This is a genomic window from Methylorubrum sp. Q1, from assembly GCF_004683995.1.
In the GTDB taxonomy this organism is placed as follows: Bacteria; Pseudomonadota; Alphaproteobacteria; order Rhizobiales; family Beijerinckiaceae; genus Methylobacterium.
Map to the genome: position 1 here is coordinate 13,099 of NZ_SRHQ01000020.1, position 16,825 is coordinate 29,923.

At 69.1% G+C, this 16,825-nt stretch carries 14 protein-coding genes; 10 read left to right on the forward strand and 4 right to left on the reverse strand.

What is annotated here, in order from left to right; all coding sequences use genetic code 11:
* The first annotated feature begins 76 nt into the window (after positions 1–76).
* A complete protein-coding gene (locus tag E4V01_RS18235) occupies positions 77–1,168 on the forward strand; it encodes a GGDEF domain-containing protein (RefSeq protein WP_135299316.1) in 1,092 nt (363 codons plus the stop codon).
* Between the two features lie 62 nt (positions 1,169–1,230).
* On the opposite strand, the gene E4V01_RS18240 is transcribed toward E4V01_RS18235, so the two are convergent.
* The gene (locus E4V01_RS18240; protein WP_060768751.1) at positions 1,231–2,139 is read right to left on the reverse strand and encodes a LysR family transcriptional regulator; all 909 of its coding nucleotides are present in this window, start codon (positions 2,137–2,139) and stop codon (positions 1,231–1,233) included.
* A gap of 109 nt (positions 2,140–2,248) precedes the next feature.
* Between E4V01_RS18240 and E4V01_RS18245 the strand changes: the two genes are divergently transcribed.
* From E4V01_RS18245 to E4V01_RS18255, 3 genes are all read left to right on the forward strand, one after another.
* Entirely contained in the window at positions 2,249–2,692 is a 444-nt protein-coding gene (locus E4V01_RS18245) for a PACE efflux transporter (RefSeq protein WP_060768752.1), read from the forward strand.
* 80 nt (positions 2,693–2,772) lie between these two features.
* Positions 2,773–3,573: a precorrin-4 C(11)-methyltransferase gene (gene cobM / locus E4V01_RS18250; RefSeq protein WP_135299317.1), complete on the forward strand. Its 801-nt coding sequence runs from the start codon at positions 2,773–2,775 to the stop codon at positions 3,571–3,573.
* Positions 3,570–4,895: a cobyrinate a,c-diamide synthase gene (locus E4V01_RS18255; protein ID WP_135299318.1), complete on the forward strand. Its 1,326-nt coding sequence runs from the start codon at positions 3,570–3,572 to the stop codon at positions 4,893–4,895. The genes cobM and E4V01_RS18255 overlap by 4 nt, the downstream gene beginning before the upstream one ends.
* Positions 4,896–5,035: 140 nt before the next feature.
* On the opposite strand, the gene E4V01_RS18260 is transcribed toward E4V01_RS18255, so the two are convergent.
* On the reverse strand, positions 5,036–5,464 hold the full coding sequence (locus E4V01_RS18260; RefSeq protein WP_060768755.1) for a helix-turn-helix domain-containing protein: 429 nt from the start codon (positions 5,462–5,464) through the stop codon (positions 5,036–5,038).
* A 452-nt stretch (positions 5,465–5,916) separates the two neighbouring features.
* On the opposite strand from E4V01_RS18260, the gene E4V01_RS18265 reads away from it, so the two are divergent.
* Positions 5,917–6,252: an antibiotic biosynthesis monooxygenase gene (locus E4V01_RS18265; protein WP_003600446.1), complete on the forward strand. Its 336-nt coding sequence runs from the start codon at positions 5,917–5,919 to the stop codon at positions 6,250–6,252.
* Positions 6,253–6,552: 300 nt separating this feature from the next.
* On the opposite strand, the gene E4V01_RS18270 is transcribed toward E4V01_RS18265, so the two are convergent.
* A complete protein-coding gene (locus E4V01_RS18270) occupies positions 6,553–7,797 on the reverse strand; it encodes an MFS transporter (protein ID WP_135299319.1) in 1,245 nt (414 codons plus the stop codon).
* Positions 7,798–8,227: 430 nt separating this feature from the next.
* On the opposite strand from E4V01_RS18270, the gene E4V01_RS18275 reads away from it, so the two are divergent.
* Positions 8,228–9,733, forward strand: coding sequence for a sugar transferase (locus E4V01_RS18275; protein WP_135299320.1), 1,506 nt, complete (start codon positions 8,228–8,230; stop codon positions 9,731–9,733).
* A 3-nt stretch (positions 9,734–9,736) separates the two neighbouring features.
* Here the strand turns inward: E4V01_RS18275 and E4V01_RS18280 are convergent, their stop codons facing one another.
* On the reverse strand, positions 9,737–10,333 hold the full coding sequence (locus E4V01_RS18280) for a Fur family transcriptional regulator (RefSeq protein WP_135299321.1): 597 nt from the start codon (positions 10,331–10,333) through the stop codon (positions 9,737–9,739).
* A gap of 302 nt (positions 10,334–10,635) precedes the next feature.
* Here E4V01_RS18280 and E4V01_RS26595 point away from each other — a divergent pair, with 302 nt between their 5' ends.
* From E4V01_RS26595 to dnaE, 4 genes are all read left to right on the forward strand, one after another.
* A complete protein-coding gene (locus tag E4V01_RS26595; RefSeq protein ID WP_003600450.1) occupies positions 10,636–10,767 on the forward strand; it encodes a hypothetical protein in 132 nt (43 codons plus the stop codon).
* Complete coding sequence (locus tag E4V01_RS18285; protein WP_135299322.1) at positions 10,764–11,696, forward strand: metal ABC transporter ATP-binding protein; 933 nt, start codon at positions 10,764–10,766, stop codon at positions 11,694–11,696. The genes E4V01_RS26595 and E4V01_RS18285 overlap by 4 nt, the downstream gene beginning before the upstream one ends.
* Positions 11,693–12,580 carry a metal ABC transporter permease gene (locus E4V01_RS18290; protein WP_193763225.1) on the forward strand — a complete coding sequence of 296 codons (888 nt, stop codon included), beginning with the start codon at positions 11,693–11,695 and terminating at the stop codon, positions 12,578–12,580. Before E4V01_RS18285 ends, E4V01_RS18290 begins: the two co-directional genes overlap by 4 nt.
* Before the next feature lie 570 nt (positions 12,581–13,150).
* A complete protein-coding gene (dnaE, locus tag E4V01_RS18295; RefSeq protein ID WP_135299323.1) occupies positions 13,151–16,672 on the forward strand; it encodes a DNA polymerase III subunit alpha in 3,522 nt (1,173 codons plus the stop codon).
* Positions 16,673–16,825 lie beyond the last annotated feature (153 nt).

Genomic DNA, 16,825 nt, shown 5'->3' on the forward strand with positions numbered 1-16,825 from the left:
AAGAGGCCGCCCGGCGAAGGGAACCTTTCACGCGCTTGCGGCCAGGATGGCCGCGTGCAGAAGGGAGGGGCGGGCGGTGACGGACCTATCGGTTTCCACTCTGCAATTCACCGATTTCCTGGTGTTCGGCGCCTGCGCCGCGATCTTTCTCTGCGCGTGGCTGCTGCACCGGCAGAAGACCTACTTCCTCTGTTTCGGGGCGAGCTACGCCGTCTGCGCGATCATGGCCGTGTGGTTCGTCGATTTCGGCTATTACGGCAGCATCTGGTCGCCGTTCGGCTGGTCGCTCGCCGGGGCGACCTTCTGGATCGGGCTCCGGCTCTTCGACGGGCGCGCGGCGGTGACGGGGCCGATGATCGGCCTGTTCCTGCTCCCCACGGCGACGCATCTCGGGCTCACGCTCGCGGGCGGCAGCTCCACCCTGGTCAATGCCGGCAGCACGATTGCCTACGCCATCCACGAGGCCGCGGCGGCCGTTTATGTCTTCCGAAGCTCACCGCGGCGATCCCCGCTTCGCCACCTGATCGCCGGGGCCCTGCTCGCGATCGCGCTGGCGATCTGCCTGCCCCTGCTGCCGGTATCCGAGGCGTCGATTCGCCTGTCCGTGATCGCCATCTTCATCGTCGATCACATCACCTCCATCCTCCTGACCACGGCGATTCTCGCCCTTGAGGCAGAGCGGGCCTATGCCGCCGTCGCGCGGATGGCACGGACGGATGCGTTGACGGGCGCTCTGAACCGGCAGGGCCTCGCAGCCGAGACAGGCGGCGTGACGGAGGCCGGCCTCATCGTCGCGGACCTCGATCATTTCAAAGCGATCAACGACCGGTTCGGGCATGCTGCGGGCGACGCGGTGCTGCGCGACTTCGCCGCGCGGGCAGCCGCCCTCCTGCCCGAGGGCGGCCATCTCGCGCGGTTGGGCGGCGAGGAGTTCGGAATCGTGCTGCCGGGGCGCGATCACAACGCGACGACCTATCTCGCCGAGCGCCTGCGCCGCGCGGTCGGCGGCGCGCCCGTCCCCTGGAAAGGATCGGCCGTTCCGATCACGGTGAGCATCGGCGTCGCGATGCTCGGGGCCGGCGAGGCCCTGAACGAGAGCCTGGAGCGTGCCGACAAGGCCCTCTACGACGCCAAGACCGACGGGCGGAACCGCGTCCGGGTCGCGTGAGCGCGCCGCTCCGGAAGAACGGGTGGGCGGGCACCGCTGCCACCTTCCGCGAAGCCCATCCCTCAGCCTGCCCGGTCGCCGCCCGACAGGCTGCCGATCCGCTCTGCCGCGAAGCGCTCGCGCAGCCATGAAGCGGCGGGGCCGCAGGGCCGCTGCTTGTGCCAGACCAGTTCCAGGGCGATGGGGCAGTCGCCCTTGTCGAACTGCAGGTCCGGCGTGGCGAGATACGGTGCGGTGAGGGACGAGGCGATGACGTGATCGGTGACGAAAGCCCAGCCGATCCCGTGTTTCACCATCTCCAGGATCACCCAGTGGCTCTCCACCCACCACACCTCGGCCGCCACCCGCAGACGGCGCTTCTCCGGCCCGTCGCTGCGCGCGGCGACAAGGATCTGGCGGTGGCGTTTCAGTTCCTCCCACTCCACCCGCGCCTTCGCGAGAGGGTGGTCGCGTCCGCAGACGAGCTTGAGCGGCACCCAGCCGATGGTCTGGAAGCCGAGTTCCGTCGGTAGGATCTCCTGGCGCCACATCACGCCGAGGTCGGCGGCGCCGGACTGCACCATGCGGCTGACATCCTCCATCAGCGGGAAGAGCAGCTCCAGTTCCACGAAGGGGAAGGCCTGAGCGAAGTCGGCGAAGAGGGCGCCGAGCGCGTGCTCGGGGTAGAGTTCATCGATGGCGACGACCAGCCGGTTCTCCACCCGCTGCTCCAGGCTGCTCGCCACGCCGATCAGGTGCTCGCGCCGGTCGAGCACCACGCGCGCCTCCGACAGCAGCCGCTCCCCCGCCGGGGTGAGCACCGGGTTCCGGCCGGTTCGGCTGAACAGCGCCAGCCCCAGATCGGCCTCGAGATTGGCCACCTGCGTGCTGACGGCCGATTGCGCCTTCCGCAGCACGCGGGCGGCACCCGAGAACGACCCGGCCTCGGCGGCCGCCACGAAGGCCTGGAGTTGGTCGAGCGAGACGGCCATTCATCTGATTTCCAGATACGTCCTAACTTGGCGATCGGGGTATCGCAGATAGAAGGCGGCGGACCAACCCAGACCTTCCGGGCCAATCCGGACCTTTCCAGGCCAGTCCATGCGCACCACACGCGACCGTCTCCGTCACGCCCTCCTGTTCGAGATGTTCGGCCTCGCGCTCATCATCCCGTTCGGCACGGTGCTGTTCGGGCTGCACGCCTCGGAGATGGGGGTGATCGGCGTGGGCAGCGCCATCGCCGCAACCGTCTGGAACTACGTCTACAATCTCGGCTTCGATCGCGTGATGCAGCGGTGGACCGGGCACACGCGCAAGAGCCTCGTCCTGCGGGTGGCTCACGCCGTGCTGTTCGAGGCCGGGCTGCTCATGATCCTGATGCCGCCGATCGCATGGTATCTCGGCATCGGCCTCGTCGAGGCCTTCGTCATGGATCTCGCGATCGCGGCCTTCTACGTGGCCTACGCCTTTCTCTTCAATCTGGCCTACGACCGGGTTTTCCCGCTGCCGGGCTGGGGCGAGGTCGCGGCGGAACCGTCCCGCTGAGCCGTCCTCCCTCGGCGCCCGGCCGTAACCTCGGCCATCGTCTCTCCCCAACGGGCGTCCCGATGCTGTAAGCGGGCGTCATGACCGTCCATTTCATCGGCGCCGGGCCTGGCGCCGCCGACCTCATCACCGTGCGCGGCCGCGACCGGATCGCCGCCTGCCCCGTCTGCCTCTATGCGGGCTCGCTGGTGGCGCCCGAGATTCTGTCGTGGTGCCCGGACGGCGCACGCATCATCGACACCGCGCCGCTCGATCTCGATGCGATCATGAACGAGATCGGACGCGCGCACGCCGCCGGCCAGGATGTGGCGCGGCTGCATTCCGGCGACCTCTCGGTCTGGAGCGCGCTGGCCGAGCAGACCCGCCGGCTCGACGCGCTGGACATTCCCTACACGGTGACGCCGGGAGTTCCCTCCTTCGCCGCCGCCGCCGCCCTGCTGCGGCGCGAGCTGACCGTGCCGGGGCTGACGCAATCGGTGGTGCTCACCCGCACCTCGGGCCGGGCGAGCCCGATGCCGGAGCGCGAACAGCTCTCCGCCTTCGCGGCCACCGGCGCGACCCTGGCGCTGCATCTCTCGATCCATGTGGTCGAGCCGACCTGCGCCGGTCTCGTCCCGTTCTATGGGCCGGACTGCCCCGCCGCAGTGGTGTTCCGCGCGACTTGGCCCGACGAGCGGGTGCTGACCGGGACGCTGGCCACCCTTCCTGCCTGCGTCCAAGCGGAGAAGATCGAGCGCACCGCCCTGATCCTGGTGGGACCGGCGCTCGACCCGTCGGATTTCCGTGAGAGCGCGCTCTACGCCCCCGATTACGACCGCCGCTTCCGCCCCCGCGGCGCGGTCGGTGCCAGTGGCGCAGCATCGGACGAGGCTGCCTCGTGACCCCCGCCCCCGGCCTCCTCGTCGCGGCGCCGCGCTCCGGTTCCGGCAAGACCACGGTGACGCTCGCGCTGATGCGGGCACTGCGCCGCCGCGGCGTGGCGATCCGCGGCGCAAAATGCGGGCCGGACTACATCGACCCCGCCTTCCACGAGGCGGCGACGGGCCTGCCCAGCCTCAACCTCGACAGCTTCGCCATGCCGGACGCGCTGCTCGATGCCTGCGCGGGCCTGAGCGCGCGTGAGGCCGACCTCGTCGTCGCCGAGGGCTCGATGGGCCTGCATGACGGCATCGTCGCGGGCGAGGGCCGCACGGGCGCCAACGCCGATATCGCCGCGCGCTACGGCTGGCCGGTGGTTCTGGTGCTCGACGTGTCGGGTGCCGCGCAATCGGCGGCGGCCGTGGCGCTCGGCTGCGCGGCCTACGATTCGCGCATCCGGATCGCGGGCGTGATCCTCAACAAGGTCGCGAGCCCGCGCCACCGCCGTCTGGTGGAGGCAGGGCTGTCGCGGGTGGGCCTACCGGTGCTCGGCGCCTTCCCGCGCGAAGCGGGCCTCGTCCTGCCCGAGCGCCATCTCGGCCTCGTCCAGGCCGGCGAGACCGCCGACCTCCACGCCCGCCTCGACCGGCTCGCCGATCTCGCGGAAACCGCCCTCGATCTCGACGCGATCCTTGCCGTGGCCGGCGGGCACGCCCCCGTCGCAACCGATGGCCTGCCGAGGCCGCCGGCACAGCGGATCGCGGTGGCGCGGGACGCCGCCTTCTCGTTCCTCTATCCGCACATGCTGGCCGGCTGGCGTGCGGCCGGCGCCGAGATCGTGCCGTTCTCGCCGCTGGAAGACGAGGCGCCGGGGGCCGATTGCGACGCCTGCTGGCTGCCCGGCGGCTACCCCGAACTGCATGCGGGCCGGCTCGCGGCGGCACAAAGCTTCCACGGCGGCCTGCGGGACTTCGCGCAGACACGGCCGGTCCACGGCGAGTGCGGCGGCTACATGGTTCTGGGCGAGAGCCTGGAGGATGCGGACGGGTTCACCCATCCGATGTGCGGGCTGCTGCCGGTCGCGACCTCGTATCGGCGGCGCAAGCTCCATCTCGGCTACCGCGTCGCGCATCTCCTCGACGACGGGCTGCTCGGCGTCGCCGGCACGCGCCTCGTCGGGCACGAGTTCCATTACGCGAGCGAACTCACGCCGGCCCCGGGGGACGACCTCGCGCTCGCGCGGGTGACGGATGCGGAAGGGGTACCGCTCGGCCTCGCCGGCCACCGCCGGGGCCGCGTCACGGGCAGCTTCTTCCATCTGATCGCCGGAACGGCGGACGCATGATGCGGGCGAGCCCCGTATCATGCCCTCCGAACGTCGGCAGAGAGTGCTCGGGGTAATGCGCTCTTCGACGTCGATGCCGGTTCGACGAGGGAGAGCACGAGGCCAAGCACCGGCCGGCCCATGCCGCCGCCCCGATGCCGTCAGGCCGGCCGCGCCTCGACGGCGTCGACGACGACTTCCGGGTCCTTCTTGCGGCCGAGGCGGGCGGCGCTGCGCACGATCGCCAGAACCTCGCGGCGCATCTGATCGTCCTCGATCGTCGCGAAGGCCCGCAGCAGATCGACGGCCCCGTGCGCCCGCAGGAAGCCGAACACCTCTGTCTGCTCCTGGGCGGCGGCGCCATCGCCTTCCTCGAAGAAGGCGGAGACCGGGACCTCGAGCAGTCGGGCGATCTCGCGCAGGCGCCCGGCGCCAACACGATTCTGGCCCTTCTCGTATTTCTGGACCTGCTGGAAGGTCACACCCACCGCGGTCCCGAGCGCGGTCTGGCTCAAGCCGCGTGCCTTGCGCAGCGCGGTGATCCGGAGCCCGACGAGGCGGTCGACATCGGTTGTCTGTTTCGGCATCATCTTACGACACGGTCCCTGTTCGATGTCGCGGACCGACCCAAGGACCTTAGGTCGGCAGCGCTTGAGCCTTGGCCAGCGTCTTCGGGTATCTCGAAACGCTTCTACTACCGGGTCAGGTCAGACAGATGCGTTTTGGAGGCAACCGTATCGCAGGGGTTTAGCCTAGCCGCAGCATCACCATGAAGTGCATACGCAATGCAAGAGCCTACCTGTTGCCGGATGAAAGTTTTCGGTTTTCCGATAGGTTTCTGTTCACTAGACGTTCCTGCAGCGAGATCGACGACTCCATCCGGAGTTTGCTGGGATTTCTCACGAATTCGCTGAGGCAGCCCCCCTGCAAGCCACAAGCGGTGCGCAGGGCACTACCTCAGCTTACGATCGAAACTACGTAGAGTCACCATATTCGAGCGGTCGCGTCGGGGCCGGCTCGCTCAGATCGGGAGCGTCACGGCATGTTCATCGCAATGAACCGGTTCAAGGTCGTCAAGGAATCGGCGGAAGACTTCGAGCAGGTCTGGCTCGGACGCGACAGCCACCTCGGCGAGATGGAGGGCTTCGTGGAGTTCCATATGCTCAAGGGGCCGGAGGCGGAGGACCACATCCTCTACGCTTCGCACACGGTCTGGCGCTCGCGCGCCGATTTCGAGGCGTGGACCCGCTCGGAACAGTTCCGCAAGGCGCATGGCCGGGTGCCCGGCACCAAGCCGCTCTATCTCGGCCACCCGCAATTCGAAGGCTTCGAGTCGATCCAGACCCTCGCCCGGCCGCAGAACGAGCAGGCCGCCTGAGCGCCTCGTCCCGGACATCGGATCCAGGGCGAGGCTCCACTTCCTTGCCCTCGTCCGGTGCTCGAGCATCGTGCTGGAAATCAAATCCAGGACGATGCTCGAGCCTCTTGTTGTCGCATCATCTTGTTCCGAAAGCCGGAGGCCACCTTTCGGGATGATGCCTTAGCCTCTTGTTGTCGCATCATCTTTTTCCGAAAGCCGGAGGCCACCTTTCGGGATGATGCTCTGGGAAGATCGACCGAGGGCGTCGCGGGGCGATGCCCCGGGGCGGATGCGCAGGCGCCCGGCCCCGCGGAGGCTTCACCGCAGCCGCGGCAGGAACACCGCCATCAGCCCGAGGGCGGGGAGGAAGGCACAGAGATCGTAGACCCGCTCGATGCCGACATGGTCGGCCACCTCCCCGAGCAGCGCCGCGCCGAGGCCGCCCATGCCGAAGGCGAAACCGAAGAACAAGCCGCCGACGAGCCCGATCCGGCCCGGCAACAATTCCTGTGCATAGACCAGGATCGCCGGCATTGCGGACGCCAGAATCAGTCCGATCGGCACAGAGAGAATCACCGTCCAGAACAGATTCACGTGCGGCAGGGCGAGCGAGAACGGCAACACGCCGAGAATCGAGATCCAGATCACGAGCTTGCGCCCGAAGCGGTCACCGATCGGGCCGCCGAGAATCGTCCCCGCCGCCACTGCTCCGAGGAAGACGAACAGGTAGACCTGTGCGAGCGCCACCGGCACGCCGAAACGGTGGATCAAGTAGAACGTGTAGTAAGAAGAGAAGCTCGCCATGTAGAAGTATTTGGAGAAGATCAGCCCCAGCAGGATCGCGATCGCCGCCACGATCCGCGTGCGGCTAAGGCGGCCGGATGCGGCGCCCGTGCTCTTCCGGGTGGTTCGCGGCATCGTGGCGAGCCGCTGCGCGTACCAGCGGCCGACCGTGCCGAGCATCAGGATGCCGGCGAGCGCGGCGAGGCAGAACCACGCGACGCTGCCCTGGCCATGCGGCACCACGACGAAGGCGGCGAGCAACGGCCCGAGCGCCGTGCCGGCATTGCCGCCGACCTGGAACACCGACTGCGCCAGACCGTAGCGGCCGCCCGAGGCGAGCCGCGCGACCCGGCTCGCCTCGGGATGGAAGATGGCGGAGCCGAGACCGATCAGCGCCGCGGCGGTGAGCAGGGCACCGTACGCCGACGCCACCGACAACAGGGCGAGCCCGGCCAGCGACAGCACCATGCCGACGGCCAGCGAGTAGGGCAGCGGGCGCCGGTCGGTGTAGAGGCCGACCGCCGGCTGGAGCAGCGAGGCCGTCCCCTGGAACACGAAGGTGATGAGGCCGATCTGCCCGAAATCGAGTTGGAAGCCCGCCTTGAGCAGGGGATAGAGCGCCGGCAGAAGCGATTGGACGAGATCGTTGAGGAGGTGCGAGAGGCTGAGGCCCAGGAGCACCGCCAGGGCCGGGGAGGCCTGTCCGCGCGCTTGGGCCGGTGTCGTCACGGCAAGCTCGGGCGAGCCGGGCACTGGATTCTCAATCGCTTCGGCTCTCATGCCGCACTCCGTCCGGAGAGCGGTCCGCACCGATGACCGGACGGCCCTCCCGCATTGATTTGTTCAAAAAATAAGTGCTGATCTTTCAAGGCCTCGCACCGCGATGCCACTGATTCCCTCGTAGAATGCGCGTCTTCCGTCTCACATCGGCCGCCGATCGTATCCAGGGGGATCGATCGGGGGCCCGTCCGCGTTCGGCCCGCACAGCGCGACGGGTCCGGCTGTCTGGAGAATCGATCCGAGGATCGGGCATCCGGAGGGCCGGGCTTTCGTCCGTCGGCTCGTATGTCAGTCCCGTTCAGCCCGAGCAACGGCAACGGCCCGCATCCGGTGCGCGGCTTGCGCGGGCAGCCGCAGAACCGGGCGCGGCGACCGAAAACGTCCCGCATCGGGACACTTCACCGCCCTAGGGCAGCACAACGCGGGACACATGTTTCACGAGCCCCCCCCTCAGCAGTACCAGCGGCTGCCCAGTGACGGGGTGAGCCGCTCCGTCTGGGCCTCGCTTCTGCCGCGGCGGCGGCGCATGGCCCTGCGCGTGGGCATCTCGGCCTCGCTGCTGGCGGCCGATCTCGTGGCGATCTTCGCGGTCGGCTTCGCGGTGGATGCGGCCTACCACGCCTATATCGGCGACGGGGAGCTGATCCCGCTGACGAAAAGCATGAACCTTCAGACGGCCGGCTTCCTGTCCCTGATCGTCGTGCTGACCAACCTGGCCCGCGGCGAGTACAGCATCGAGCGCTGTCTGTCGCAGACGCCACACCTGCAGCGCCGGGCGACGCTCTGGCTCATGGCCTGGGCGGTCGCCCTGCTGGTCGGCTTCGCGACGAAGACGACCCAGGACTTCTCCCGCGTCGCCTCGGTCGCCTTCTTCCTCACCGGCCTGCCCGTCACGATCCTCGTCCGCGCGGCGACGGTGGCGATGGTACGCCGCAGCAGCACCTCCGGCTCGCCCTCCGTCAGCCGCGTCCACCTCGTCGGCTACGAGGAGGACGTGACGAACTTCTACGCCAACAACGATGTCGAGGCGCTGGGATTGCGCATCGTCGGGACGAGCTACCTGCGCCGCCCGGAGCCCACCTCCGGCACGGGGAACGCGGAGATCTTGCTTGCCGAGGATCTCGACCTCGCGGTCTCGGTGGTGCGGTTCCTGCGGCCCGACGACGTGTTCGTGCTGGTGCCGTGGTCGGAGCCCGCCGACATCGAGCGCTGCATCGATGCCTTCCTGCGTGTGCCGGCCGCCCTGCACCTGCGGCCCGGCACGATGATGGACCGCTTCCCCGATCTGCAGGTCGCTCGGGTCGGCCGGCTGGCGGGCATCAATATCGGCCGCCGTCCGCTCTCGGTGGGCGAGATTCTGCTCAAGCGCGCCTTCGACGTGACGCTGGCCGGGATCGGGCTGCTGATGCTCGCGCCCCTGTTCGTCGCGCTCGCCGTGCTGATCAAGCTCGACAGCCCCGGCCCGGTCTTCTTCCGGCAGCGGCGCTACGGCTTCAACCAAGAGGCCTTCGGCGTCTTCAAGTTCCGCAGCATGAAGGCTGCCCCCGACGCCCCCTTCCGGCAGGCCTCGCGCAACGACGAGCGCATCACCCGGATCGGCGCCCTGCTGCGCCGGACCAACCTCGACGAGCTGCCGCAGCTCCTGAACGTGATCCGGGGCGACATGTCGCTCGTCGGCCCCCGCCCGCATGCGCTGGCGCATGACCGCAGCTTCGAGCGCCGCATAGCCCTCTACGCCCGCCGCCACAACGTGAAGCCGGGTATCACCGGATGGGCGCAGGTGAACGGCTTTCGCGGTGAGACCCTGACCGACGCGGCGATGGAGAGCCGCGTCCAGGCCGATCTGCATTACATCGACAACTGGTCGCTCTGGCTCGACATCACGATCCTGTTCCGGACGATCGCCTCGCCGCGCGCCTACCGCAACGCGTGCTGACCGCTACGCGCGACCCGCCTCGTCCAGCAATGCGTCCCCGCGCCCGCGGCAGGCGCCGCACTCCCCCTCGACTTCCAGAATCCGGCTCGTCGGTGTGAAGCCGGCCCCGGCCAGCGTCCGGTCGAGGGCGCTCTCGACGGCCGGGGCGGTCATCTCGTCGATGCCGCCGCAGGTGCGGCAGATCAGAAAGACGAGGCCCGCCCCCGCGCCGTGCTCGTGCCCGCACGAGACGAAGGCATTGCGGCTGGAGATGCGGTGGACGAACCCCTGCTCGGTGAGAAAATCGAGGGCGCGGTAGACCGACACCGCCGCGACCCGGCGCCCGGGGACGCTCATCCGCTCGGCGATGTCGTAGGCGCCGAGCGGCTTATGCTCCGCCGCCACCGCCGCGAGCACGTCCCGCCGCAGCCGCGTGAACTGCAAGGCGCGCGCCTGGCAGAGCCGCTCCGCCCGCTCGATCACGTCCTCGGCCGAGACGGCATGCCCGCCGCAGCCGGACGCGCCATGACCGTGATGGTCGTGCGCGTGCCCGTCGCCGTGTCTGCCGTCGCCTTGGCTGCCGTCGCCTCGGCCGTGCTCCTGCCGCGCGTGACCGCGCATCCCGACCTCTCCGGTCTCGGCGCCCGGTGTCGCCGCTTAGAGTACCTCACGAAACGCCCGATCACCGATCGTCTCCGTTCTGGGCACGGCGGCGCAGCGGGAGTTTCGTGAGAGACACTTATCGTTGCCGCTTGTATCGACACTCGGCACGGGCCGATTGAACTCGGCCCATGTTACAGTGTATCAGCCCGACCAAGATAGGCGTCCGGCGGCAATCGGGCAACGAGGCGGGCAACGGCGCGGGCCGCGATCATTCCCGGCCTCCGCGACACCGCCCGCGCCGGTCCATCCTCGGAGATCCCATGACCCGTGCCGGCGGGACCGTCCGCCTCCCGCGCCGTTCGCTGTTCCGCAGCGGAGTCGGCCCTCGTCTCGCGGCCGCCCTCATCCTGTCGAGCCTGCTCTGGGCCGTGATCCTGTGGGCCAAATCGTGAGCAGAGAAGCCGCGCGCGCGGGCGCCATCCGATTCCAGGGCCTGACGCTCGGCTACGACCGGCATCCGGCGGTTCACCATCTCGACGGCACCATCGCGCCCGGAGACCTGCTCGCCGTGGTCGGGCCGAACGGCGCGGGCAAGTCGACCCTGCTGAAGGGCATCGTCGGCGAGATCCGCCCTCTCGACGGGAGCGTCGAGGCGGGACCGCGCTCCGGCACCATCGCCTACCTGCCGCAGGCCGCCGAGATCGACCGCAGCTTCCCCTTGAGCGTCCTCGACCTCGTGGCGATGGGGCTGTGGCGCCCGCTCGGCGCGTTGCGCAGCCTCACCCGCCAGCGAAGCCGCCTGATCGAGGCGCTCGCGGCGGTCGGGCTCAACGGCTTCGAGGACCGGTCGATCGGCACCCTTTCCGGCGGCCAGTTCCAGCGCGCGCTGTTCGCCCGGCTGATCCTGCAGGATGCGCGGATCATCCTGCTCGACGAGCCCTTCACCGGCATCGACGAGCGCACCACCGCCGACCTGCTCACCCTGATCCGCGGCTGGCACCGCGAGGGCCGCACCGTGGTCGCAGCCCTGCACGACCTCGCCCAGGTGCGCGCGCATTTCGCCTCGACCCTCGTTCTCGCCCGCCGGCCCATCGCCTGGGGGCCGACGCGCGAGGTGCTGACGCCGCCGGTGCTGGCCCGGGCGCTGCGCCTGTCGGAGGCCTGGGACGAGGCCGCCGCCATCTGCCGCCATGACGAGCACAAGCATGACGCGCACAAGCATGACGCGCACGAGGCGCATCATGGGACGGATCACGGCGGCTCCGCGGAGACGCAGGCGCCGGGGCACGGCCATGCCCGGCACGACCACAGCCACGATCATCATGAGCACGACCATCATGATCACGACCATGGCCGCGCGCATCACGGGGCCGTCTCGTGACGTTTGCCGATTGCCTTGATTTCCTGATCGGCCCCTTCGTGGAGTTCGGCTTCATGCGCCGGGCGCTCGCCGGGTGCCTCGCGCTGTCCCTGTCGGCACCGCCGCTCGGCGTCTTCCTGATGCTGCGCCGGATGAGCCTGATGAGCGAGGCGATGAGCCACGCCATCCTGCCCGGCGCCGCCGCGGGCTTTCTCGTCGCCGGGCTGTCGCTGCCGGCGATGACGCTGGGCGGGCTCGTGGCCGGGCTCGCGGTGGCGCTGGCCGCCGGGCTCGTCACCCGCTCGACCGTGTTGAAGGAGGATGCGAGTTTGGCCGCCTTCTACCTGATCTCGCTGGCAGGCGGAGTGTTCCTCGTGTCGCTGCGCGGCTCGCAGGTCGATCTGCTGCACATCCTGTTCGGCACCGTGCTGGCGCTGGACGACGACGCGCTCACGCTGCTCGGCGGCATCAGTAGCCTGACGCTGGTCGCGCTCGCCCTGCTCTACCGCCCGCTGGTGATCGAGTGCGTCGATCCGCTGTTCCTGCGCACGGTCAGTCGCGCCGGCGGCCCGGTGCACTCCGCCTTCCTCGCGCTCGTGGTGGTCAACCTCGTCGGCGGCTTCCAGGCGCTCGGCACGCTGCTGGCAGTCGGCCTAATGCTGCTGCCGGCGATCACCGCCCGATTCTGGGCCGCCGACCTGTCGGGCCTGATCCCGGTGGCGATGCTGGTCTCGATGCTCTCCAGCGTGACCGGCCTGCTGGTCTCCTACCACGCCGGCATCCGGCTCCCGACGGGGCCGGCGATCGTGCTGGCGGCGGGCGCGCTCTACCTCGTCTCGATGCTGGTCGGCCCCCGCGGCGGCCTGATCCATCGACTCGTGCGGCGGCGTCACCTGGAGGCGTGAGGCGAAGCCGAAGCGCTTCGGGGTGCCGGACCGTGCGGCGAGGTCGCGGTTCCGGATTGACCTCACCGTGACCGGGAGGATGCGCCCCGCCGCGCGAAGGCAGCGACCGAACGCGTGACCGGGCTTATAGGGGCGGTCCTCCTCTGGCAGCGTGGCGCCGGCAACACATCGTTCACCATTCCATCACGTGGTTCGGTCCCAAGGCTTTACACAGAACAAAACAAGAACAAAAATCACTCCATCAACAGGGAGTGGAAGCGATGACCAAGCGTGTGCTCTTCACCAGCCTCGTCGAGTTCACCGCCTTTGGCCTGCTCTTCGGAGCGGTCGCGCTCTGGGCGGTAGCCTTGGCGCCGATCCATTAAGGGTTCGCGTTCGAGCGCGGTTTGTTCCGCCCTCGGCTGCGTTGCTCACAGGAAAGGGTGCCGGGCAGGTGTTTTCCGCCCGCCTCGCCGATCCGCACGGCCTCGGGCGCGAAGAGCGGTGGATATCGGGCGTGGTGCGGCGCCTTGGTGACAGACTCGGAAGGCATGGAGCGGCGATCTTAGCGGGCTCCGGGCAGGGTCCTCCATGGCGCGCACACTCAAAGAGGTCGGCTTCGTCCACCTCCATGTCCACTCGTCCTACTCGCTGCTCGAAGGCGGCGTGAAGGCGGGTGATCTCGTCAAGGCGGCCGCGGCCGACCGGCAACCCGCGCTCGCGCTCACCGACACCAATAACCTGTTCGGGGCGCTGGAATTCTCCGAATACGCCGCCAAGGCGGGGATCCAGCCGATCGCAGGCCTGCAGCTCACGATCTGCTTCGAGGCGCCGGACCCGATGGCGCGTCTGCCCCAGGCCGGCTGCGCCAACATCGTGCTGCTCGCCCAGGACGAGGCCGGCTACGGCAACCTTCTGCGGCTCGGAAGCCGGGCCCATTTCGACGGTCCGCTCGGTGCCGCGCCCAACCTCGCCGTCTCGGCCTTGGAGGGGAACGTCGAGGGCTTGATCGGCCTGACCGGCGGGCTCACGGGACCGCTCGACACCAGCCTGCGCGCCGGCCGCGCCGATCAGGCCGCGCGCCGCCTGGAGATCCTGAAAGGGGCGTTCGGCGAGGAGCGGCTCTACGTCGAGATCCAGCGCCACGGCCTCGACGACGAGCGCACCGTCGAGCGCGAATTGCTGCGGCTCGCTGATACGAACGGTCTGGGCATCGTCGCGACCAACGAGCCGTTCTTCGCCAAGCCCGGCGATTACGACGCGCACGACGCCCTGCTCGCCATCGCCGATGGCCGCCTCGTCTCCGACGAGCGCCGCCGCCGGCTGACGCCACGCCACGCCTTCACCACGCGCGCCGCGATGATGGAGCTGTTTCGCGATCTGCCGGACGCGCTCTCGGCCTCGGTCGAGATCGCCATGCGCTGCGCCGTTCGGGCGCGTACCCGCAAACCGATCCTGCCGAATTTCGCCAGCGTCGCCGCGGGCGAGGCCCCGCCCATGGCCGAGGCACTGGCCGAGGCCGCCGAGACGCCGGTTCAGGCGGTGGCCGCCGACGAGCCGACCGAGCTGTGCCGGCAAGCGGAAGCCGGACTGGACCTCCGCCTGAAGCAGCACGGCACCGCCCCCGGCTTCACGGAGGAGGATTACCGCGCGCGGCTGAAGTTCGAGCTCGACGTCATCGTCAAGATGAAGTTCCCGGGCTACTTCCTGATCGTCTCGGACTTCATCAAGTGGGCCAAGGACCACGACATCCCCGTCGGGCCCGGCCGCGGCTCGGGCGCGGGCTCCTTGGTGGCGTGGTCGCTGCTCATCACCGACCTCGACCCGCTTCGCTTCGGCCTGCTGTTCGAGCGCTTCCTCAACCCCGAACGCGTCAACATGCCGGACTTCGACATCGACTTCTGCGTCGAGGGCCGCGAGCGGGTGATCCGCTACGTGCAGCAGCGCTACGGCGAGCGGCAGGTCGGGCAGATCATCACCTTCGGGACATTGCTCGCCCGCGGCGTGCTGCGCGATGTCGGCCGCGTGCTGGAGATGCCCTACGGGCAGGTCGACAAGCTGACCAAGCTCGTGCCGCAGAACCCGGCCAAACCGGTGACGCTGGCCCAGGCGATCGAGGGCGAGCCCAAGCTCCAGCAGGCGATCGAGGAGGAGCCGATCGTCGCCCGCCTCGTCGAGATCTCGAAGAAGCTGGAGGGCCTGCATCGCCACGCCTCGACCCACGCCGCCGGCGTGGTGATCGGCGACCGGCCGCTCGAAGAGCTGGTGCCGCTCTACCGAGACCCGAAGACGGGCATGCGGGTGACCCAGTTCAACATGAAGTGGGTCGAGGAAGCCGGCCTCGTGAAGTTCGATTTCCTCGGCCTCAAGACCCTGACGATGCTGCGGTGCTGCACCGATCTGCTCAAGCAGCGCGGCATCGAGGTCGATCTCGCTCAGATCCCGCTCGACGACAAGAAGACCTACGAGCCGATGGGCCGCGGCGAGACCGTCGCGGTGTTCCAGGTGGAATCCGCCGGCATGCGCAAGGCGCTCTGCGAAATGCAGGCCGACCGCCTGGAGGATATCATCGCGCTAGTGGCGCTCTACCGGCCGGGCCCGATGGCCAACATCCCGGTCTATTGCGAGCGCAAGCTCGGGCGCGACGCCGGCAACGAGGCGAGTTGGTACTTGCACCCGATGCTGGAGCCGATCCTGAAGGAGACCTTCGGGATCATCGTCTACCAAGAACAGGTGATGGAGATCGCTAAGCTCCTGGCCGGTTACTCGCTTGGGCAAGCCGACGTCCTGCGGAAAGCCATGGGCAAGAAGATCCGTGCGGAGATGGACGCCCAGCGCGACCGCTTCGTGAAGGGCTGCGCCGAGAACGGCCTGACCAAGGCCAAGGCCGACGAGATCTTCGACCTGCTCGCCAAGTTCGCCGATTACGGCTTCAACAAGTCCCACGCGGCGGCCTACGCGCTGGTGACCTACCAGACCGCCTATCTGAAGGCGAACCATCCGGTCGAGTTCCTGGCCGCGGCCATGACGCTCGATATCGACAACACCGACAAGCTCGCCGAATTCCGCCAGGATGCGCAGCGCCTGAAGATCACGGTCGAGCCGCCGTCGGTGAACACCTCGGGCGTGGTGTTCGAGGTGCGGGAGGGGCGCATCCTCTACGCGCTCGCCGCGATCAAGGGCGTCGGCCGCTCGGCGGTGGAGTCGATCGTCGCCGCGCGCGGCGACACGCCGTTCAAGGACCTCGCCTGCTTCGCCCGCCGCCTGAACCCGCGCCACGTCAACAAGCGCACGCTGGAAAACCTGATCGCGGCCGGCGCGCTGGACTGCATCGAGCCGGACCGGGCGCGGGCCTGGGCCGCGGTCGAGCCGATGATGAAGATGGCCCAGGGCGCGGCCGAGGCCGAGACCTCGGGCATCGCCGACATGTTCGGCGGCGTCGCCTCGGTGGATGTGGCGTTGCGCATCCCAGCCCACGAATTCTGGACCCACACCGACAAGCTGAAGCGCGAATGCGACGCCATCGGCTTCTTCCTCTCGGGTCATCCGCTCGACGAGTACGGGCCGATCCTCGAAAAGCTGCGGGTCCAGTCCTGGGCCGATTTCTGCCGGGGGGTGCGGGCGGGCACGGCCAGCGTGGGCCGCATCGCCGCCTCGGTGCTCGACCGCTCGGAGCGGCGCACCAAGAGCGGCAACAAGCTCGGCATCGTCATCCTCTCGGATCAGACCGGGCATTTCGAGGCGATCATCTTCTCCGAGGGGCTCAACCAGTACCGCGACATCCTCGAACCCGGCCGGCCGCTGGTGCTGACGATCCAGGCCAACCTGGAGGGCGAGGACGTGCGCGCCCGCATCACCACCGCCGAGCCCCTCGATCAGGCCGCCGCCCGCCACCAGAAGGGCATGCGCATCTTCCTGCGAGACGACCGGGCCCTGAGTTCGGTGCAGCAGCGCCTGACCCTTCGCGGCGAGGGCGAGGTCTCGCTGATCCTCATCCTCGACGGCGGCGAGCGCGAGGTCGAGGTGCGGCTGAAGGACCGTTACCAGGCAACCCCGCAGGTCGCGGGTGCGCTGCGCGCCGTGCCGGGGGTGGTGCAGGTCGAGGTGAACTGAGTGTCTCGCACGAAACGCCCGCTGCGCCGCCGTAGCCCGGAGGGGAGACGGTCGGTGATCGGGCGTTTCATGGGGCATTCGGAGTGGGATCGGCTGCAATCCGCCGCTAACCAATCCGATCATGTCCGCAGGATAGTGGCGCTGCCGCACCGT